At 64.6% G+C, this 21,046-nt stretch carries 14 protein-coding genes; 9 read left to right on the top strand and 5 right to left on the bottom strand.

The features are described from left to right. Nucleotides 1–50 precede the first annotated feature (50 nt). The 8 genes from urtE (at nucleotide 51) to DNK59_RS14205 (ending at nucleotide 6,407) form a co-directional block, all read left to right on the top strand. Nucleotides 51–749 (top strand): urea ABC transporter ATP-binding subunit UrtE, encoded by a 699-nt coding sequence (gene urtE, locus DNK59_RS14170; protein WP_092319180.1) that lies wholly within the window; start codon nucleotides 51–53, stop codon nucleotides 747–749. A 30-nt stretch (nucleotides 750–779) separates the two neighbouring features. Beyond that, on the top strand, nucleotides 780–1,619 hold the full coding sequence (locus DNK59_RS14175; protein WP_110723586.1) for an urease accessory protein UreD: 840 nt from the start codon (nucleotides 780–782) through the stop codon (nucleotides 1,617–1,619). A gap of 43 nt (nucleotides 1,620–1,662) precedes the next feature. Beyond that, a complete protein-coding gene (locus tag DNK59_RS14180) occupies nucleotides 1,663–1,965 on the top strand; it encodes an urease subunit gamma (RefSeq protein WP_060837311.1) in 303 nt (100 codons plus the stop codon). Nucleotides 1,966–1,974: 9 nt separating this feature from the next. Then, on the top strand, nucleotides 1,975–2,508 hold the full coding sequence (locus tag DNK59_RS14185; protein ID WP_110723587.1) for a GNAT family N-acetyltransferase: 534 nt from the start codon (nucleotides 1,975–1,977) through the stop codon (nucleotides 2,506–2,508). A gap of 7 nt (nucleotides 2,509–2,515) precedes the next feature. Further along, nucleotides 2,516–3,049, top strand: coding sequence for a GNAT family N-acetyltransferase (locus tag DNK59_RS14190; RefSeq protein ID WP_092319174.1), 534 nt, complete (start codon nucleotides 2,516–2,518; stop codon nucleotides 3,047–3,049). Continuing rightward, entirely contained in the window at nucleotides 3,046–3,351 is a 306-nt protein-coding gene (locus tag DNK59_RS14195) for an urease subunit beta (protein WP_092319172.1), read from the top strand. The genes DNK59_RS14190 and DNK59_RS14195 overlap by 4 nt, the downstream gene beginning before the upstream one ends. Before the next feature lie 123 nt (nucleotides 3,352–3,474). Further along, nucleotides 3,475–5,175: an urease subunit alpha gene (ureC, locus tag DNK59_RS14200; RefSeq protein WP_110723588.1), complete on the top strand. Its 1,701-nt coding sequence runs from the start codon at nucleotides 3,475–3,477 to the stop codon at nucleotides 5,173–5,175. Between the two features lie 98 nt (nucleotides 5,176–5,273). Beyond that, nucleotides 5,274–6,407 (top strand): sensor histidine kinase KdpD, encoded by a 1,134-nt coding sequence (locus tag DNK59_RS14205; RefSeq protein ID WP_110723589.1) that lies wholly within the window; start codon nucleotides 5,274–5,276, stop codon nucleotides 6,405–6,407. A gap of 91 nt (nucleotides 6,408–6,498) precedes the next feature. Here the strand turns inward: DNK59_RS14205 and DNK59_RS14210 are convergent, their stop codons facing one another. Continuing rightward, a complete protein-coding gene (locus tag DNK59_RS14210; protein ID WP_173655925.1) occupies nucleotides 6,499–6,804 on the bottom strand; it encodes a chaperone modulator CbpM in 306 nt (101 codons plus the stop codon). Between the two features lie 20 nt (nucleotides 6,805–6,824). Next, a complete protein-coding gene (locus DNK59_RS14215; RefSeq protein ID WP_060841868.1) occupies nucleotides 6,825–7,763 on the bottom strand; it encodes a DnaJ C-terminal domain-containing protein in 939 nt (312 codons plus the stop codon). 298 nt (nucleotides 7,764–8,061) lie between these two features. Here DNK59_RS14215 and DNK59_RS14220 point away from each other — a divergent pair, with 298 nt between their 5' ends. Then, nucleotides 8,062–9,327 carry an Hsp70 family protein gene (locus DNK59_RS14220; RefSeq protein ID WP_110723590.1) on the top strand — a complete coding sequence of 422 codons (1,266 nt, stop codon included), beginning with the start codon at nucleotides 8,062–8,064 and terminating at the stop codon, nucleotides 9,325–9,327. 95 nt (nucleotides 9,328–9,422) lie between these two features. Here DNK59_RS14220 and DNK59_RS14225 read toward each other — a convergent pair whose 3' ends face one another. The 3 genes from DNK59_RS14225 to DNK59_RS14235 form a co-directional block, all read right to left on the bottom strand. Continuing rightward, entirely contained in the window at nucleotides 9,423–10,433 is a 1,011-nt protein-coding gene (locus DNK59_RS14225) for an AI-2E family transporter (RefSeq protein WP_092319165.1), read from the bottom strand. Nucleotides 10,434–10,558: 125 nt separating this feature from the next. Then, a complete protein-coding gene (locus tag DNK59_RS14230; protein WP_256596366.1) occupies nucleotides 10,559–11,314 on the bottom strand; it encodes a hypothetical protein in 756 nt (251 codons plus the stop codon). A gap of 98 nt (nucleotides 11,315–11,412) precedes the next feature. Further along, nucleotides 11,413–21,042: a hemagglutinin repeat-containing protein gene (locus DNK59_RS14235; RefSeq protein WP_110723592.1), complete on the bottom strand. Its 9,630-nt coding sequence runs from the start codon at nucleotides 21,040–21,042 to the stop codon at nucleotides 11,413–11,415. Between the last annotated feature and the right edge of the window lie 4 nt (nucleotides 21,043–21,046).

Genomic DNA, 21,046 nt, shown 5'->3' on the forward strand with positions numbered 1-21,046 from the left:
TGAAGCTTGCAACTAATCACTGATTTTCTGCCATTTCCCGGAGAGTGCCCATGCTACAGGTCCAACAGCTTCATCAGTTTTATGGCGGTAGCCACATCCTCCGGGGCCTGAGCTTCGAGGCCCGGATCGGCGAAGTGACCTGCCTGCTCGGGCGCAACGGCGTGGGCAAGACCACCCTGCTCAAGTGCCTGATGGGCCTGCTGCCGGCCAGGGAGGGCGCGGTCCACTGGGAGGGCCGGGCCATCACCGGCTACAAGCCACACCAACGGGTCCAGGCCGGCATCGCCTACGTGCCCCAGGGGCGGGAGATCTTTGCTCGCCTGACCGTGGAGGAAAACCTGCTGATGGGGCTTTCGCGCTTCGGCGCGCAAGAAGCCAAGGCCGTCCCGGCCTTCATCTACGAGCTGTTCCCGGTGCTGCTGCAGATGAAGCAGCGCCGCGGCGGCGACCTCTCCGGCGGCCAGCAGCAACAACTGGCCATCGGCCGGGCCCTGGCCAGTCGGCCCCGGCTGCTGATCCTCGATGAGCCCACCGAAGGCATCCAGCCCTCGGTGATCAAGGAGATCGGCGCGGTGATCAAGCAACTCGCGGCCCGGGGCGACATGGCGATTGTGCTGGTGGAGCAGTTCTACGACTTTGCCGCCGAACTGGCCGACCAGTACCTGGTGATGTCCCGGGGGGAAATCATCCAGCAGGGTCGTGGGGAAAATATGCAGGCCGACGGTGTACGCGGCCTGGTTACGATCTAATCTGTAGCCTCCTAACGATAATCACACAGCATGAACTCACCTGCCGCCACCGCCCTGTTCACCCCCAACTGGCACGCCGAGCTGGAACTGGCCTACGCCCGCTTCGGCGCCGGCACGCGCCCGGTCCTGCGCCGCCACCTGGGCCCGCTGCGGGTGCAGAAGCACCTGTATGCCGAAGGCCCCGAGGTCTGCCAGCACATCATCGTCCACCCGCCCGGTGGCATCGCCGGCGGCGACCGGCTGGCCATCAGTGCCCGGGTCGAGCGCGACGCCTGGGCCCAGTTGACCAGCCCTGGCGCCGCCAAGTGGTATCGCGCCAACAGCCCGGCCGGGCAGACCCTGGACCTGCAGGTAGCGCCGGGGGCGACCCTGGAATGGCTGCCCCAGGAAACCATCGTCTTCAGCGCCGCCCAGGCCGAACTGACGACCCGGATCGACCTGCAAGGCGATGCGCGGCTGTTCTATTGGGACATCGTCGCCCTCGGCCGCCCGGCCAGCGGCGAGCGCTTCGAGCACGGACATTTCCAGGCCCACCTGGATATCCGCCGCGACGGCCGGCCGCTGTGGCATGAGCGCCAGCGCATCAGCGGCGACGACGGCCTGCTGGATTCGCCCATCGGCCTGGACGGCCAGCCGGTGTTCGCCACCTTGCTGGTGACCGGTGACATCGACAGCCCACTGCTGGAGCGCTGCCGCTCTCTGCAGCATCCGGTACGCGGCGACCTGAGCCAGCTGCCGGGGCTGCTGGTGGCCCGCTGCCTGGCCGGCGAGGCGCTACTGGCCCGCGCCTGGCTCATCGACCTGTGGCGCCTGCTGCGCCCGGCGCTGCTGGGCCGCGAGGCCGTGCCACCGAGAATCTGGAACACATGAAACACCTGCCCTTTTCAAACTGCCCAACGACGGATCGATCACGATGGACCTGACCCCACGCGAAAAAGACAAGCTGCTGATCTTCACCGCCGGCCTGGTGGCCGAGCGGCGACTGGCCCGCGGCCTCAAGCTCAACTACCCGGAAGCCATGGCCTATATCTCCGCCGCGCTGCTCGAAGGCGCCCGGGACGGCCAGAGCGTGGCCGACCTGATGCACTACGGCACCACCCTGCTCAGCCGCGAACAGGTAATGGAAGGCATCCCGGAGATGATCCCGGAGATCCAGGTGGAGGCCACCTTCCCCGACGGCACCAAGCTGGTCACTGTCCACCAACCCATCGCCTGAGGCCGCGTCATGACCTATCGCATCCGTGATGCGCTGCACGCCGACCTGCCGGCGATCCGCGACATCTACAACGACGCCGTGCTCAATACCACGGCGATCTGGAACGACACCCCGGTTGACCTGGGCAACCGCCAGGCCTGGTTCAGCGCGCGCCAGGGCCAGGGCTATCCGATCCTGGTGATTGTCAACGCCGAGGAGCAGGTGCTCGGCTACGCTTCCTTCGGCGACTGGCGGCCCTTCGACGGCTTTCGCCACACCGTGGAACACTCGGTCTACGTGCGTCGCGACCAGCGCGGCAATGGCCTGGGTCCACAACTGATGGCGGTGCTGCTGGAACGCGCCCGTGGCTGTGACAAGCACGTGATGGTGGCCGCCATCGAGAGCGCCAACAGCGCCTCGATCCGTCTGCATGAGCGCCTCGGTTTCATCAGTACCGGGCAGATGCCCCAGGTGGGCACCAAGTTCGGGCGCTGGCTGGACCTGACCTTCATGCAACTGACTCTCAACCCCGGGGCACTGCCGCCCGCCCCTCACCAGGAGTGACCTCTCGATGAACGCCGCCCAACTGCGCCGAGTCCATGGAGAAAGCTTTGCCCATTACCGTCAGGGACTTATCGACCTGCTGCTGGACTCGGTGCAACACGGCGCGTCCGTCGGCTTCATGGCCGACCTGGATGACAGCCAGGCCCGGGCCTACCTCAGCAGCGTGCAGGCCGGGGTCGAGGACGGCAGCCTGCTGCTGTGGGTGGTGGTGCATGACGAGAGGGTCCTGGCCAGCGTGCAATTGGCGCTGTGCATGAAGGCCAACGGGCGCAACCGCGCCGAAGTGCAAAAGCTCATGGTGCTGCACAGCGCCCGGCGGCGCGGCCTGGGCCAGCAACTGATGAACGCCCTGGAACAGGTCGCCCGCCAGCACCGACGCGGGCTGCTGTACCTGGACACCGAGGCCGGCTCGGCGGCGGAGGAGTTCTACCGTGCCCTGGGGTACACCCGGGTCGGCGAACTGCCCAACTACTGCCAGAGCCCGGACGGCACCTACACCCCTACCGCCATCTACTACAAGACCCTGGGACAACCGCTATGATTCCTGGCCAATACCAGATCCAGCCCGGCGAGATCGAACTCAACGTCGGGCGCCGCACCTTGAGCCTGAAGGTGTCCAACAGCGGCGACCGGCCGATCCAGGTCGGCTCGCACTATCACTTTTTCGAAACCAACGACGCCCTGACCTTCGACCGCGCCGCCAGCCGCGGCATGCGCCTGAACATCGCCGCCGGCACCGCGGTGCGCTTCGAACCGGGCCAGACCCGGGAAGTGGAACTGGTGGAGCTGGCCGGCAAGCGCCGGGTGTTCGGCTTTGCCGGACGCATCATGGGTGAGCTCTGAACGCAGCTCTGAGCGGCAAGCTTCAAGCAGCAAGCAGCTGCGGCCTGAAGCGCTATCGATGTCTTTTGATTTTTCTTGCAGCTGGCAGCTTGAAGCTTGCCGCTCATTTCCGAGGAACGAGGAATGCGCATTTCCCGTGAGGCCTACGCCGACATGTTCGGCCCCACCGTGGGTGACAAGGTACGCCTGGCCGACACCGAGTTGTGGATCGAAGTGGAAAAGGACTTCACCACCTACGGTGAAGAAGTGAAGTTCGGCGGCGGCAAGGTGATCCGCGATGGCATGGGCCAGAGCCAACTGCTGGCGTGCGATGTGGTGGATACCCTGATCACCAACGCGCTGATCATCGATCACTGGGGCATCGTCAAGGCCGATGTCGGCTTGAAGGACGGGCGCATCGCCGCCATCGGCAAGGCCGGCAATCCGGATATCCAGCCCGACGTGACCATCGCCATCGGCGCCAGCACCGAGGTGATCGCCGGCGAGGGCATGATCCTCACCGCCGGCGGCATCGACACCCACATCCACTTCATCTGCCCGCAGCAGATCGAAGAAGCGCTGATGAGCGGCGTCACCACCATGATCGGCGGCGGCACCGGACCGGCCACCGGAACCAACGCCACCACCTGCACCTCGGGCCCCTGGCACATGGCGCGCATGCTCCAGGCCGCGGACGCCTTCCCGATGAACATCGGCTTTACCGGCAAGGGCAACGCCAGCCTGCCGGAGCCCTTGATCGAGCAAGTCAAGGCCGGGGCCATCGGCCTCAAGCTGCACGAGGACTGGGGCAGCACCCCGGCCAGCATCGACAACTGCCTGAACGTGGCCGATGAGTACGACGTGCAGGTGGCGATCCACACCGACACCCTCAACGAATCCGGCTTCGTCGAAACCACCCTCGGCGCCTTCAAGGGCCGCACCATCCACACCTACCACACCGAAGGCGCCGGCGGCGGCCACGCCCCGGACATCATCAAGGCCTGTGGGTTTGCCAACGTGCTGCCCAGCTCCACCAACCCGACCCGGCCCTTCACCCGCAACACCATCGACGAACACCTGGACATGCTGATGGTCTGCCATCACCTGGACCCGAGCATCGCCGAGGACGTGGCCTTCGCCGAGAGCCGCATCCGCCGCGAAACCATCGCCGCCGAGGACATCCTCCACGACCTGGGGGCGTTCTCGATGATCAGCTCCGACAGCCAGGCCATGGGCCGGGTCGGCGAGGTGGTGACCCGCACCTGGCAGACCGCCGACAAGATGCACCGCCAGCGCGGCCCGCTGCCGGGCGATGGCCCGGGCAACAGCAACTTCCGGGTCAAGCGCTACATCGCCAAGTACACCATCAACCCGGCGATCACCCACGGCATCAGCCATGAAGTGGGCTCCATCGAAGTCGGCAAGTGGGCCGACCTGGTGCTCTGGCGCCCGGCGTTCTTCGGGGTCAAGCCGACCCTGATCCTCAAGGGCGGGGCGATTGCCGCGAGCCTGATGGGCGATGCCAACGCCTCGATCCCGACCCCGCAACCAGTGCATTACCGGCCGATGTTCGCCAGTTACGGCGGCAGCCGCCACGCCACCAGCCTGACCTTTATCAGCCAGGCGGCGCTGGACGCCGGCGTGCCGCAACAGTTGGGCCTGAAAAAACGCATCGCCGTGGTCAAGGGCTGTCGCACGGTGCAAAAGAGCGACCTGATCCATAACGACTACCTGCCGAACATCGAGGTCGACCCGCAGACCTATCAGGTCAAGGCCGATGGCGTTTTGCTGTGGTGCGAACCGGCGGATGTGCTGCCCATGGCCCAGCGCTATTTCCTCTTCTGAACCCCAACCGGCCGCTGGGCAGGGACAGTGTTGAAGCGATGGATATGGCGCTAAGATGCGTCTCGCTTTCCACTCTCTGCCCACTAAGGTGCCCGGCTATGCGCCTGTCCGATTTCATCGTCCAGCACGTTGAGCAAATCGTTGATGAATGGGAACAATTTGCCAGGACCCTGGCCCCTGGCAACCTGACCCGCAGTGACCTGCGGGATCACTCGCGGTCGATTCTGCTGGCCGCCGCCCGAGACATGCGCACCAGCCAGAGCCCGGGGGAACAATTGGCCAAGGCCAAGGGCGAAGGCCCGGACAAGTCGCCGAGCCTGGATGCGGCCGCCGCCTGCCATGGCGAACTGCGCCATCACGTGGGTTTCGATCTGGTGCAGATGACGTCGGAGTTCCGCCACCTGCGGGCCTGTGTGATCCGCCTGTGGGTCGCCAGCCTGGTAACCCCGGACCTGGAACACCTGCAGGACATGATCCGTTTCAACGAGGCGATCGACGAAGCCCTGGCCGAGTCCACCACCGCCTATGCCGAGCAGGTCAGCCGTTCACGGGACATCTTCCTGGCGATTCTGGGCCACGATCTGCGGGCGCCGCTGCAAGCGGTGAGCATGTCCACCGAAATGCTGGCGCGCAAAGTGCCGCTGGATGAGGACGCCCAGGCCTTTGTCTCACGCATCAAGACCGGCACCCGACACATGGGCGCCATGGTCAGCGATTTGCTGGAGTTCGTCCGCAGTCGGCTGGGCAACGGCCTGCCCATCGACCCCGCGCCCATGGACCTGGCCTGCGCGGCCAGGGCGGCCATGGACGAAGCCTGCGCGGGCCAGCCCGACTGCATGCCGCTGTTGAGCTTTGAAGGGGACAGCCACGGCATCTGGGACCGCGCCCGCATCGAGCAGATGCTGCAGAACCTGATCGGCAATGCCTTGCAGCACGGCAGCAACCGCCGCACCGTCACCGTGACCCTCACCGGCGGCGCCGAGCAAGTGCTGCTGACCGTTCACAACTACGGCGCCCCCATCCCCCAGGAAGCCCTGGCCACCCTGTTTGACCCGCTGGTGCGCAGCGCCGACGAGGAACTGGGCAGTACCAGCACCAGCCTTGGCCTGGGCCTGTTCATCGTCAAGGAAGTGGTGACGGCGCACCAGGGCAGCATCGAAGTCAGTTCCAGCCAGAGCGACGGCACCACCTTCACCATCACCCTGCCAAGGGTCTCCCGCGCCACCTCGTAGGAGCTGGCTGGCCAGCGAAGGCGTCAGCCTGGATTGCGCAAGGCCCAAGGGCCCCTTCGCCGGCAAGCCGGCTCCTGCGCGATGAGGGAGATCAATCCAGCAGCAGGCGCCCCAGGCGCTGCCTGAGCATCTGGTTCTCCGCCCGCAGTTGCCGCACTTCGTCCAGCAGGTCCAGGGCCAGGGCGACCCCCTCCCACTCCAGATCAAGGTCGCGGCGCAGCTTGGCCGCGCGCTTGGCCAGGGACAGCTCGACGTCACTGAAACGCCAATTCTGGGGCGCCGTCCCCTGAGGTTCGAGGATGCCGTGCTCGACGATTTCGATCACGTAGGCCGCCGACAGGTCGGCCACTTCACAGAATTCTTCCATGTCCAGCTGAACGATCAGGGTGCTCATGATCGGCGCCTCCTAGTGTCGAATCAGAAATTTTCCCGAGGGTCGAACGCCGCCTTCTTCGCCAGTTCCTGCCACAAGGCCTTGACGTCGTCGCCGGTGTGCTTGGGCATCACCGCCTTGAGCTGGACGAACAGGTAGCCACGCTGGCCGGCCTTGTTCAGCAGGCCGTGGCCCTTGGCGCGCATGCGCTGGCCGTTCTGGCTGCCGGCCGGAACCTTGAGGTTGATCTTGCCGGTCAGGGTCGGCACCGCCACCTCGGTCCCCAGCGCCAGCTCCCAAGGGGCCAGCGGCAGAGTGATGATCAGGTTCTCGCCTTCGACATCGAACTTCGGATGCGGCGCGAAGCGAATGGTCAGGTACAGGTCGCCATTGGCTCCGCCGCCCACGCCCGGCGCGCCCTGGCCCTTGAGGCGGATGCGCTCGCCGTCGGTGACCCCGGCCGGAATCTTCACGTTCAGGCTCTTGCTGGTGTTGCTCACGTGCTGGCCGGCGGCGTTGTACTGCGGCACCTGGAAGCTGATCTTTTTCGACTCGGTCGACAGGGTTTCCTCAAGAAAGATCGGCAGTTCCATTTCCACATCCTGTCCACGACGACCGCTGCTGCGGCGCTGTTCCGGGCCGCCGAATCCTGGCCCCCGGTTACCAAAGATCGAACTGAAGAAGTCCGAGAAGTCACCACCGTCGCCACCGCCAAAGCCGCCACGGCTCTGCCAGCCCGGCGGCCCCTGGAAGGGCTGGCCATGCTGGCCGTACTTGCGCAGGTCGTCGTATTCGGCGCGCTTGTCGGCGCTTTTCAACGCCTCGTAGGCTTCCGAGGCATCCTTGAACTTGGCCTCGGCATCCTTTTCCTTACTGACGTCGGGGTGGTACTTGCGCGCCAGCTTGCGATAGGCGGCCTTGATCGCCTTGTCGTCCGCTGTCGGCTCCACGCCGAGAATCTTGTAATAGTCTTTGAAGTCCATCGAGGGAGTCACCATCCGTTATCAAAGTCGCGCGGCGTACAGCACAGCATGCTCGGTCTGGCAGCATGAGAATTGATCAATCTCAATCCTCTGACTGAACGGCGCATCAGAAGTTTATCGGCAGCCGCGGGCGGATCTTGTGATCCCTGGACGACTGCTCGGCCCATGCCTGCAAGTTTGGGGGTCAAGGATAGTCTTTCAAGGCACCACGGGTTGCGATTTAGCACATAGTCGGCCTTTGCAACGCGCGACGACTGGCGTACGCTGCGCGGCCGTTTTTTTCACCGGATCCAAAGACATGAACAACGCCACCCCGGCCCGGGCCTGCGGCATTGACTTCGGTACCTCCAACTCCACCGTCGGCTGGCTGCGCCCCGGCGAGGAAACGCTGATCGCCCTGGAGGACGACAAGATCACCCTGCCTTCGGTGGTGTTCTTCAATATCGAGGAGCGCCGTCCGGTGTACGGCCGCCTGGCACTGCACGAATACCTGGAAGGCTACGAAGGCCGGCTGATGCGCTCGCTGAAAAGCCTGCTGGGCTCCAAGCTGATCAAGCACGACACCAGCGTGCTGGGCACCGCCATGCCCTTCAAGGACCTCTTGGGGCTGTTCATCGGCCAGCTGAAAAGCCGCGCCGAGGCCGCCGCCGGTCGGGAATTCGAGCAAGTGGTACTGGGCCGCCCGGTGTTCTTCGTCGATGACGACGCTGCCGCCGACCAGGAAGCCGAAGACACCCTGGTGGAAGTGGCGCGCAAGATCGGCTTCAAGGACGTGTCCTTCCAGTACGAACCGATCGCCGCGGCCTTCGACTACGAGTCCACCATCGAGCGCGAAGAGCTGGTGCTGATCGTCGACATCGGCGGCGGTACTTCGGACTTCTCCCTGGTGCGCCTGTCCCCCGAACGCCGTGGCGTCGACAACCGTCACGACGACATCCTCGCCACCGGCGGCGTGCACGTCGGCGGCACCGACTTCGACAAGCAGTTGAGCCTGCAGGGCGTGATGCCGCTGTTCGGCTACGGCAGCCGGATGAAGAGCGGCGCCTACATGCCCACCAGCCACCACATGAACCTGGCGACCTGGCACACCATCAACTCGGTGTACTCGCAAAAGTCCCAGCTGGCCCTGGGCAGCATGCGCTACGACATCGAGGACACCGGCGGCATCGATCGCCTGTTCAAGCTGATCGAGCAACGCGCCGGGCACTGGCTGGCCATGGAAGTGGAAGAAACCAAGATCCAGCTGACCCACGCCGAAAGCCGCCTGGTGGCCCTGGACCGCATCGAGCGCGACCTGAGCGTCGACTTGAGCCGGGCGCTGTTCGAATCGTCGATCGACGGCCTGCTGGAACGCATCCGCACCAGCGTCACCCAGTTGCTGGGTGACGCCGATGTCGGCGTGGGTCAGGTCGATACGGTGTTCTTCACCGGCGGCTCCAGCGGCATTCCGGCGCTGCGCCAGAGCGTGGCGGCCATGCTGCCCAATGCCCGTCACGTGGAAGGCAACATCTTCGGCAGCATCGGCAGCGGCCTGGCGATCGAGGCCAAGAAACGTTACGGATAAAGGCAGCGGTAAGCTTCAAGCGGCAAGCCACAAGTAAAGGCAAGAGCGCAGTCGGCTTTAGCTTGCGGCTTGAAGCTGCAAGCTTGCCGCTGCTGTTACACCAAGCCTGCCAGTTTCAGTTCGCTCTTCAGGTACGCATAATAAATCGGCCCTGCCACCACTCCGGGCAGGCCGAAGGCGGCCTCGAACACCAGCATCGCCAGGAGCAGTTCCCAGGACTTGGCACTGATCTGCCCGCCGACGATCCGCGCGTTGAGGAAGTATTCCAGCTTGTGGATGAAGATCAGGTAGCCCAGCGCCGCCACCGCCACCCAGATCGACAGCGACAAACCGACGATGGTGATCAGGGTGTTGGAGATCAGGTTGCCGATCACCGGCAGCAGGCCGAGCAGGAAGGTCAGCACGATCAGGGTCTTGGTCAACGGCAGCTTGACCCCGAACAGCGGCAGGATCAGGGCCAGGAAGATCCCGGTGAAGAAGGTGTTGAGCAGGGAGATCTTGATCTGCGCGAAGACGATGTTGCGAAACGCCTGGACCAGCAGGTGCAGGCGATCGAACAGCGCCGCCGCCAGGGGCTTGCGCTTGGTCAGGTCGGGAATGCGCTGCAGGGCGATGATCGCCCCCAGGACCATGCCGATCAGCAGGGTCACGAACATGTGCGCCGCGTCCTTGCCCACCAGTTGCAGCTCGCTCAGGTGCTTGCTGGCCCAGGCGCCGATGGCGGCCTGGAACTCGGCGGCGCTGGCCGGCAGATAGGAATCGAGGAACGGCGGCAACTGACCCCGGGCCTTGTCCACCACCACCATGAACTTGCCCAGCGAAGCGCCGGGGTTCTCCGCTTCATGCAACAGGAAACTGATGGCCCCGGCGAACAGCAGGGTCAGCAGACTGACCACCAGGGTGCCCAGCAGCGCCACCGCCAGCCAGCGCGCGCGCCGGCCCTCGATCAGCCGCTGCAATTGCGGAGTGAGCATGTTGACCAGCTCGAACACCAAGAGACCGGCCAACAGGCTGGGCAACAGACGCAGGGGCAAGGCCAGCAACAGGCCACCGAAGATGATGATCCAACTGATGAACAACAGATGACGCTGTGAAAACGTTGGCATACAGCCTCAAGACAGACAGCGGGGAAAAGACCGGCAGTCTGCCAGCCTTCACCCCTGAGGAATAGTGGCAGGCGCCGTAAGGATGCGGGCCTACAGGCTACTTGAGTGTTGTGACGGACGAAGGTTCAGTCGGTTTTGGCCTGAGGCACCGGGGCTGAAAGATCGGGCAGCGGCACGTCGTAGCCGCAGTAGCGCAGGCGGGTCAACGTCAGGCGCTTGTCCGGGTAGTCATCGCCCCATCTCAGGTTCTGGTCATAGCGCGACTTGATGTGGGCACAAGCCTTTTGAATATCGGTTCGAGCCTTGGCCAGCACCGGCGCCGGCAAGGGGTTGATCTTCAGACTCTGGAAGAACGGCACGATGAACACCTGATCCAGGTCATAGCCCTTGCTCCCCAGGGGCAGGCGCTGGCCGGCATGGACATAGAAAGGCTGTTGCAGGCCGCTTTCCTGTTCCCAGCACCAGTACTTGACCTTGTCTTCGAGAATGCCCACCGCGGTCCCTTCCCAGCGCTCATAGGAGCGCAGGCATTGATAGCCCTGCATGCTCACCCAGTCGAGACTGCTGGGCTTGACACCGGTATGGGATGGCAGCGCCTGCCTGGCCAGCAGATCCTCAAGAAAGGCCTGCTGCGGATAGAGCAGACCATCCCCCCAGCCATCGAGAAAGCTGTTGACGCGCATGTACAACGCCCCAGCCGTCACCTGGACAGTGCCGTAGGAGAAGGTTCCGGAGGTGCCGACCGACAGCGCGTCCTGGCCCTTTTCATAGTCGAAGCCACCGGTGACGGTGCCGCACGGCGCATGCCGATACGGCCCAGGTAAATCGAAGGAGTAGCGCTGCATCAGGGTGACCCGCTTCGCGCCCTCGGTGCACAGCATGCGGGAATCCAGGCGCGCATTTTCATAGACCAGGGGTGGGCCGCCGCAAGCCGGCAGCAACCCACTGGTCAGTACTATCAGCGCTATCCGTGCAGCCTTCATTGCGCACCCAGTAATTTGTCGTTGCCATACTGATCGATCAAGGTCGGGATGATGTACTTGTCGGTCTTCTTGAAGGTCTCTTGCAGCCCGCTGTTAGCCCCGCCGCAGATATCCTTGGCCACACACAGGTAGTTGGAGTGAGGACTGTCCGCGCCCAACAACTTGCCTGTAGTGGCCGCGGCCCCGAAGAATCGGGTAACCGTATCGGACGAGTGCCACGCATTCAGCCCCAGCAAGTCGGACACTGTATCGGTCACCGGCAACGTATTGAAAAGCATGCTCGACGTCGACCGGTTGACCTGGAAGAACGCCCCTTCACTGATATCGAACCCGGCATTCTTGGCTGCCGCGAAGAAGTCCGTCGAGCCGACGGGCGCGCCCGACAGCTGGATGCTGCCCGCATTGCCATTGACATTGAAATTGAGCCCGGCAATGGCCCGGTACGTCAGCAAGCCGCCCTGGCTGTGCCCGAAGACATCCAGCTTGTTGCCCTGATCTATACCGGCGCCAAGGAAGTCGCTGAGCTGCCGTGCGTTCCCCGAACGCACGGCACCGCCCAGCATCACATCCCACAGCGACTCCACCAGGTCTCCCAGCAGGCCGTGTTCCGGGTTATAGGCCTGCATGAACTGGTCCTGGCCGGTCTGCATGCCGCCATTGACCAGCGCCGCATCCAGCGAGTTCTGAATCCCGTTGGTGAACACCGCGCCGTTGCCGTCAGGTGTCAGCAGGGTCTTCAGGCTGTCGCGTGTCGCATCCACATCCATAACCGGCTTGCCGGTTTTCGGGTCGATGAAGACATGGCCATCTTTGTCCTTTTTGTACTGCATCGTCACATGATAGAAGCTCATGTCCCCCGTCAGCAGCGCCGGGACCTGGGTGATGACGCCGCCATGGCTGATGACGCCCGGCATCACTCCGCCGGTGAAGTAGGCCGACTCATCCATGGCTTTCTGCAAGAACCCCGGTATCCAGGCCAGGGGTGCCAATGCCGGGTTGTCTGCCAGTGCCTTGTCCGCCGCCTTGGTCAGATCACCGTATTGGGAAAAAGCCGCCGACGCATTCTTGCCATAGTCCTTGAGCCCCTGGGCCCATTGATTGAGGGTCTGCACCGGATGGCCCACCGCCTCCAGGGACGATTGAGACACATACAGGTCGGTACGCTTTTCATTGTCCTTGGTGATCTCATAGGCCCGTGACGGATCACGGTTCAGGCCCGCCGTGGAGTCGGCGCCAGTCTTGGCGTCGTTGCGCACGGTGATGGTGCCCGCGCCCACCGTGGCGCGCACTTCCTGCTCACGCTCCTTGCGGTAGTCATAGCCACTGACGCTCCAGCCCGAGGCGCCGGTCTTGCCTTCCTGGCTGTTGTCGGTGGTGAAGGCCACGTCCTTGCCACCGGTGGCCTTGGCGCCGTCACCGCCGCCCCAACCAAAGGTGCCACCCGCGTTGACGTAGTAGCTGTGCTCCTTGTCCTGGCCGGAGATATCACGGAAGCCCAGGGTGCCGGTGTCCAGCTTGAGATTGCCGTTGTCGGCGGCGACCAGCGCGCCATCGAGCTGGGTGTGCTTCTCGGTGCGGATGTCCACGCCGTTCTTGCCGGTGATGCTGGTCTGCTCCTGGATCCAGTTGGTATTGCCAGTGGTCTTGCCCACGCCCAGGGAACCGCTGACGCTGCCACCGCCGCCCAGGCCGATGCTCACGGTGACGCTGGCATCCAGCTCCTTGCCGCTGACCTTGCCGGTGTCCGGCACCGAGGACACGGTCAGGTCGCCGCCCACCCGGCCGATGACTTCGCCACCACGCAGGGTGGCGCCGGCAATGGTGGTGTCCTTGCCGCTGCTGAAACGCAGCTGGTCGCCGGCCACCAGATTGGCGTTCTGTTGCCGCTGGTTGTCCCGGTCCAACTGGCCCTTGCCCATGTCGACGCTGGCATAGACCGAGATGAAGTCCTTGCCGCCCACTGCCAGGCCCACTTCGCCACCGCCGCTGTGACGGCTGGACTCGCTGCTGGAATCGTTCTGCGCAGCACGGATGGTCAGGTCATTGCCGGCCCCCAGGTCGATATCGCGACCGGCATGGACCTGGGTCCCGATCAGGGTCAGGTTGTTGCGCGCCTCAAGGCTGACATCGCGCCCGGCCAGGAACACCGACGGGGTGTTGGTGCCCTGGTGCATCTGCTCGTTGGCCACACCGTTGCTGCCACCGATACCGGCACGGGCACTGCCGCCGCCGCTCTGGCCGTTGATGCCACCCTGGCTGCGGGCGGTCTTGCTCTCTTCGGAGATCGATCCGCGGGCCACGTCCACATTGATGTCACGCCCCACCAGGGTGATGTCGCGCCCGGCGTCGAACTGGCCACCGCGAATGTTGATGTCGTTGCCTGCCACCGCACTGATGTCCCGACCGGCCCCGAGGCTGGTTGGGCTGCTGCCGTGCACTTCCTGGCGCGAACTGCTGGACTGGCTGGCCGTACCGAAGTGGGTCGCGGTGGTCGGGCCCGAGGTGAACTGGTTGATCGCATCCACGGTGCTCAACACGCTGGAGGCCTTGCTGGTGTTGTCCTCGCCTTTGCCGGTGCCCTTGAGGGCATCCATGGTGTTGCCGTAGTTGTGGCTGACGTTGACCGTCAGGCCATTGCGATCACGGCTCTTGCTGCGTTCCTGGATCGAGGTTTCCTTGCCCGCGTCGATGCTGATGTCGCGCCCGGCCTGCAAGTTGATATCGCGCCCGGCATCCACGCGCGAGCCTTCCAGGGTCAGGTCACGCCCGGCCTTGATGGTTGCATCCTGCCCGGCCAGCAACTGGCTCGGCGCTACGGTCTGCTCGGCATTGCGCGACTTCTGCTTGAGGCCTTCGCTGCCCAGGAACGCGGTGACACCATTGCGATCGCTTTCCAGGGACAGCCCGACGTGTTTCTCGGATTTCCAGTTGCTCTGGTCCGAGCTGTTGCTGCCGGCCAGAACGTTGATGTCGCGGCCCGCCCCCACCGTGAGGTTGCGCTCGGCCGCCGCCGTGCTGCCGATCATGTTGACGTCGCGGGAGGCTTGCAGGGTGGTGTCACGCCCACCGCTGACCACACTGCCGACGCTCTGGGACTGAAGGTTTTCCTGGCCGGATTTCTTCGCCGAGGCGATCGAAGTGAAGCTGCCGGAACTGGAGAAGCCGACCTTGCTCTTGTACTTCTCGCTCTGGCTGCTGGAGGTGTTGGCCGCGTCCATCAGGTTGATGTCACCGTTCTTGTCGATCAGCCCAGCACGTACTTCGGCATCGCGCTTGGCTTCGATGGAACTGGCCGAAAGGTTGACGTTGGTCCCGGCGATCACCACGGCGTCGTTGCCGGCACTCAACTCGCTGCCCACCTGGGTGGTGGTGCTGGAGGTGCGGCTGTTGCCGCTCTTGCTCAGGCCGAAGCTGCCGCTCTTCTTCTGGCTGTAGGAGCTGTCCTGCTGCTCCTGGGCCGAAACCAGGCTGACATCCCGGGTGGCGCCCACCAGCAGGTCGTTGCCGGCCTTGAGCTGGCTGCCGATCACGGTGACGTCGCGCCCGCCGTTGAGGCTGATGCGTCCATCCTTGTCCTGGCTGACGTTGACCATCAGGTCGTGCCCGGCGCTGATTTCGGATGCCACGTTGCTGGTCGAGGAATCGGCGCCCTGTGTTGTCTTGCTCTTGCCCCAGGAGCCTTTTTTCTTCTGGCTGAAGGTCGAGGACTGCTCGTCCTGGGCCGAAGCGATGACCACATCGCGCTTGGCATTGAGGGACAGGTCATGGCCTGCGTCGACCTTGCTCGCGACCACCGCCAGGTCGCGCCCGGCATTGAGTTCCAGGTTGCCACCGGTGCTCACGCTGGAGCCCAGGGTCTGCACCGAGTCGTGGGTCACCAGGCCGCGACGGATTGCGCTCTGGGTGAAGCTGTGGTCCTGCACGGCCAGTAAATCGATATCGCGACCGGCGCTGAGCTTGGCATCGCCGGCGCTGGCCAGCTGGCCGAGGTTGGTCAGGTCGCGGCCGGCGCTGAGGTCCAGTTGCTGGCGCGCGGTGATCTGGCTGCCCTGGTCGAGGATGGTGCGGCTGCCCGAACCATAGCCCACGGCCACCGCCGTGCGGTCGTTGATGATGTCGCCCTTGATCGAGGTGACGCTGACCTGGTTGCCGCGGATTTCCCCGGCCAGGGCGTTGCGCACGCTGTCCTGGGCCATCAGGCTGACCCGCTCGTTGGCTTCGATCAGGCCGCCCTGGTACAGGCTGCCGCTGGCATTCACGCTCAGGTCGTTGCTGGCCCGCAGGGTGCCGACGTTGCTCAGGTCGCCACCGGCGATCAGGGTCATGTCGCGCCCCTGCACCAGGCTGCCGCCGCGCAGGTTGCGGGTTTCCGCCTGGGCCAGGTACAGCACCGGCACCAGCACTTTTTCGCCCTGCACTTCGCGGGTTTCCATCCACACGATGTCGTGGGTCAGCGAGGCCACCTGGGCCGGGGTCAAGGACACCCCGACACTCAGTTGCAACTGGTCCTTGGAGGCGATGGCGTTGTCCATCAAATAGCGGTACTGGTCGTAGTCGCTGGTCAGCCCGGCGGCCAGGAAGCGCTGGCCGGTCTGAGCCAGCACGGCGTCGCGGATCAGCCGGGTTTCATACAGCCCGTCGCCCAGGCGGCGCCAGGTCTGGTCGGCGTTGTAGTTGAGGTTGCCGAGCATGTAGTCCGAGCTCATGAAGCGCGACAGGTCGGTGAAGGTCGGGTTGGTTTCGATCAGGTAGCGGCCCTGGGGATTCTGGCTCTTGACGAACAGCCCGTACTCGCCCTGGGGCACGCGGAAGCTCGACAGCGATGTCGGGTCCACGGCGGCGAACGGCACGCCGAAGAAATCCACCGGGACGAAGCTGACCTGGGTCGTGCCGTCGGCGCCGACCTTTTCGATACGCTGCACGTCCTTGGCTACCTGGTTGGCTGCCGCGGAGCTTTGGGCATTCACGGTGATCACCTGGCCGCCGACCTGGGACAGGTTGTTCTGCAGCGTCTGCCCGGTGAGCTGGGCGCGGCTCTGTTCGTTCTGCACGCCGTTCTCGAGGGTGCCGCTGACCTGCAGGTACAGGTGCTGGCCGGCCTGCAAGGTGGAGGCGTAGGCGGTCTGGGTGCCCGGCTTGATCACCGTGTGGCTGGCGGGTTGGTAGATCGGGTACTGGGTCACCTCCGTCGGCAGCGGGTCCTGCTGGCCCGGCGCGCGATTGGCATTGTCGGCGTTCCACGCCAGGGTGGCCCGTTCAGCCGCGTGGAACTCGCCCGGGGAAACCCCATGGAGGAAATAACTGATGCTCTCGACCCGTTGATTCAGGGTCAGGCCGCGGTTGTAGAGATTGTTGGCGGTGATCGAGACATCGCGGTTGGCGGCGATCAGGCTCTGATCGTTTTCCACCGTGTCGGCATTGATGGTCAGGTCACGGTTGGACACCAGACGCGCACCGGCGGAGTGCTCGCCCAGGGTGCCTTCATAGGTGGTGTTGACGATGTAGGTGGAGGTGTAGTGATCGCCGGAGCAGTCAGTGCAATTGATCACGATATTGCGCTGGGTAATGGTTTCGCCGACCTGGTACTTGTCCATGGCGTTTTGCAGCGACGCCACGTTGAGGCTCATGTCGCCCTCGCTTTCGATGGTCCCGGAGCGGTTGCTGAGCAGGGCCGCACGACCACCGTCGAGGGCGGTGAAGCTGAGGTTGCCGGTGCTGTAGATGTCGCCATAGCTGTTGCTCAGGCTGTTGCCCCGCAGCAGCATGTCGCCACCGCTGTAGATCAGGGTGTCCGCCGAGGTGCTGATGCCATTGCCGGAACGCAGCTGCATCTGCCCCAGGGCCCCCAGGGTGCCGCGGTTGTTGATCTGCGCCGCGGAGACGTTGAGGTTCTGGCTGGCGATCAGGCGCCCCAGGTTGTCCAGGGTGCCACGCAGGTTCAGTTCGGTGTCGCCGCCGCTGGCGATACGGCCGCCGTACTGGCTGAGGTTGCCGGCCCCCACCGTGAGCTTGCCCCGGGACGACAGCAGGCCGCTGTTGTTCAGGTTGCCCCCCAGGTCCAGGGTCAGGTAGCCGTCACTGGCCAGCTCCCCGGCGTTGTTCAGGGTCGCCGCGCCCACCCGCAGGCCACTGGCGCTGGCGATGCGTTCGCCGGCATTCAGGTTGAGGTCGCCCCCGATGCTCAGGTCCAGGTTTCCGTTGAGCTGCATCAGGCCGCTGCGGTCCACCCAGCCGATGTCCCAGTCGCCCCGGCCCAGGCCGGTGATGCGGCCCTGGAAGCCCGAGAGCCCACCCAGGTCGAGTTTGAACAGGCCACTGCCGGCGTGCTCGACGCCCCCGCCGACGTTGTTCAGGTTGGCCGCACTCAGGTTGAAGGCGCTGGAGCCCACGGCCAGGCTGCCGCCCTGGTTGTTCAGGGCGCCGCCCAGGGTGATCCGGCTTTGCTCCCCGCCCACCGCGCGGATGCGCCCACCGGCGCTGTTGTCCAGGGTGCCGCCCACCAGCAGCAGCGAGCCGGCGGACTCCACCAGGCCGCCCTGGTTGTAGAGATTGGCCGCGCTCGTCAGGTCCAACTGCCGGGCGCTGATTTCACCGCCAAAGCGGTTGTCCAGAGTCTGCCCGGTGCTGCTCAGCAAACCATTGGCGTAGAGCTTGCCGGCCTGGTTGGTGAGGCGATCCACCACCAGCTTGAGCGCTCCGGCCTGGCTGCTGATCAACCCGGCCTTGCCGTTCAGGGCACTGTTGTCCACGGCCCCGGCGGTGATCCCCAGGCTCGCGCCCTGCAGGGTGCCGCCGCGGTTGTCCAGGGTGCCCAGGCCCAGCGTCACTTCGCCGTGGCCGCCCTGGGCCAGGATCATCCCTTGGGCGTTGTTCAGGCCGCCGGCGACCAGGTTCAAGCCATCGCTACCGGCCAGCAATTGTCCCTGGCGGTTATCCAGGACTGAGCCCTCGACCTCCAGGCGCTTGCCCTTGAGGGTGCCGCCCAGATTGTCCAGTTGCCCACCCTGGGTCACTCGCAGCCTCTGTTCACCGGCGTCGATGACACCGGCGTTGTTGTTCAGTGCACCGTGGTTGAGCTGCAGATCCAGCGTCCCCTGGCTGGCCACCACTGCGCCCTTGGCGCTGTTGTCGAGGCTAGCGGCATCGATTCCGACGCTGCGGCCCAGCAGTACGCCGCCGCTGTTGTTCAACTGCCCACCGTTGATCTGCATATGCCCATCGCTTTGCAGGCGGCCCTGGCTATTGAGCAGTTGCCCCGGCGCCATAGCGTCCGCCGTCAATGTCAGGAGCAAGCCATCGCTGCCCGCCGCCAGCAGGCCGGAGGCCTGATTGTCCAGGCGCTGGGTGCTGACGGTCAGCCGATCACCGGCCAATTGCCCGCCACGGTTGTCCAAAAGGCCACTGTTGGTCAGCAGCAACTGATTGCCCACCACCACACCGCCCTGGTTGTTCAGGCTGCCCGAGACGATCTGCACATCGCCGTTCTTCGCCTGCAAATGCCCCAGGGCGTTGTTCAGATGCTGCTTGACGGTCAACGTCAGCTTGCCAGTCTCGGCGCTCAGCACCCCGGCCTGGTTCTGGCTGAGGCTGTCGAGGTTGGCGCTCAGTACATTGCCGATCACCCGGCCTTTGTTGTTGGCCAGGTCCCGGGCCTCCAGCAGCAGGTTGTCCTTGCCTTGCAGCAGGCCACCCTGGTTGTCGATGTCGGCGGTGTGCAACTCCAGGTCGTCGGCGCTGAGGGTACCGCCCTGGTTGCCGAGCGTGCCGCTGCTGTTGAGGATCAGTTGCGGGGCGATCAGATTACCGCCGCGGTTGTCCACACTGGCGGACTTGAGGTTGAGCTGCGACGTGGCCTGGAGCTTGCCACCGGCGTTGATCAGGTCTTGATCGAGGCTGACGTGCAACGCGCCCTTTTCGGCGCTGATCAGGCCCTCCTGGCTGTTGTCCAGGCGCTTGCCGGCCAGCTTGATCTGGTCGGCAAGCAACTTGCCGCCCTGGTTGAGCAACTCCCCGCCCTGGGTTTCCAGCAGGGTCTGGGCCTGAAGTCGACCGCCGTTGTTGTTCAACCGCTCGCTGACCTTGAACGTGGCGCTGCCTTGGCTGGCACCGATCAGGCCCTTCCGGTTGTCCAGCCGCTCCGCGCTGATATCGATCTGATCAGCGATCATCGAGCCCTGCTGGTTGCTCACCTCACGAGCATTGAGAGTCAGCTCGGCGCTCGCCACTTCCAGGCGTCCGCCATTGTTGTTCAGGCTGTCCAGAGTCAGGCTGGCGGCCTGGCGCTCGCCAAAACGGATCAGCCCCCCCAGGTTGGCGATGGCCGGAGTAGTCAGCACCAGCTCGTTGTACGCCAGTATCCGGGCCTGCTCGCCCTGGTTGACCAGCCGCGCGGCCTTGACTTCGACCTTGGGTCCCTGGATCACCCCGTTCTGGTTGTTCAGGGCCTGCCGCGCGGTCAGTTCCAGGTTGCGACTGGCCAGTACCTTGCCGTGGTTCTCCAGGTGCTCGGCGTTGAGCTTGACCTCGCCGTGATCGTTGCGGCTGTTATCGCTGTTGACCCCGGCTTCAATGATGCCGTGGTTGACCACTCGCGCTGCGTCCACCACCTGCACCCGATCTCGGGCCGCCAGGCTGGTCTGCACCTGGATCTGCTCGGCGGCTTGCAGGGTCGCCTCACTGCCGGCATAGGCCTTGCCCTTGAGTTCGATGCTCTGGGCCTTGATGGCGATGGCCTGGTTGGCGCCCATGCCGGCCACCGTAACCTTGCCGTTGGCATCGATCTGAATGTCCCCGGTGCTGGCCGCCATTTCCCCGGACATGTTCACGCCCACGCCCTTTTCCGTGCCCACCAGGCGGATGGCCCCAGCGTACATGCCGCCCAGGGCCGAGCTGTCGATGGCCAGCTCCGGCTTGGCGCTGGCGTCGGCGTCCCGGGCCGTGACGCTCAGGTCGTCGGCCTTGACGTCGTTGCGCCCGGTGATGACGTTGAGCTTCTTGGCGTACAGGTCGGCATTGAGCTTGGTACTGCGGGTGATCAGGTCGAACTGATCGATGTTGCTGGCATTGAGGCCGGCGCCTTCGATGCTGATGTCGCCGCCGTCGACCTGGAAGCGATCGAGCTTCTGCCCTTCGATCACCGGTTTGCCCGTAGTCAAGGTGGCCCGCGGAGTGTTGATGAAGCCGCAACCGTTACAGGTGATGCCATGGGGGTTGGCGACGATCACCCGGGCCGACTGTCCGGCGACCTCGGTGTATCCCGCCAGCTTGCTGCGATTGCTGCCGGTGACTTCATTGAGAATGACCTGGGCCGCCTGCCCCTTGAGATTGGGGTTGCCGATGATGTAGCCGCCCAGTTGGGTGTTCTGGGTCGAACCGGTGGCGTTGTTGAGGATCAGCCCGTTGCTGCCGACGTTGTATTCGCTGAACTTGTTGTGGGACAAACCGGCGCCATTGGCGGCGTTGATATTGACGATGGGTACGCCGTTGCCCGCCGCACCAATGGTGGCGTTACCGCCAGCGGCCGGGTCCAGAGTCAGCCCGGCGGCCACACTGACGATCGGGTTGAGAAACAGGATCCCCGACAGCGACAGGGCAATGCATTGGGCAAAAGGCTTGCGTACGTCCATGTGC

Origin of the sequence: Pseudomonas sp. TKO26 (assembly GCF_003225665.1) — a bacterium.
In the GTDB taxonomy this organism is placed as follows: Bacteria; Pseudomonadota; Gammaproteobacteria; order Pseudomonadales; family Pseudomonadaceae; genus Aquipseudomonas; species Aquipseudomonas saponiphila.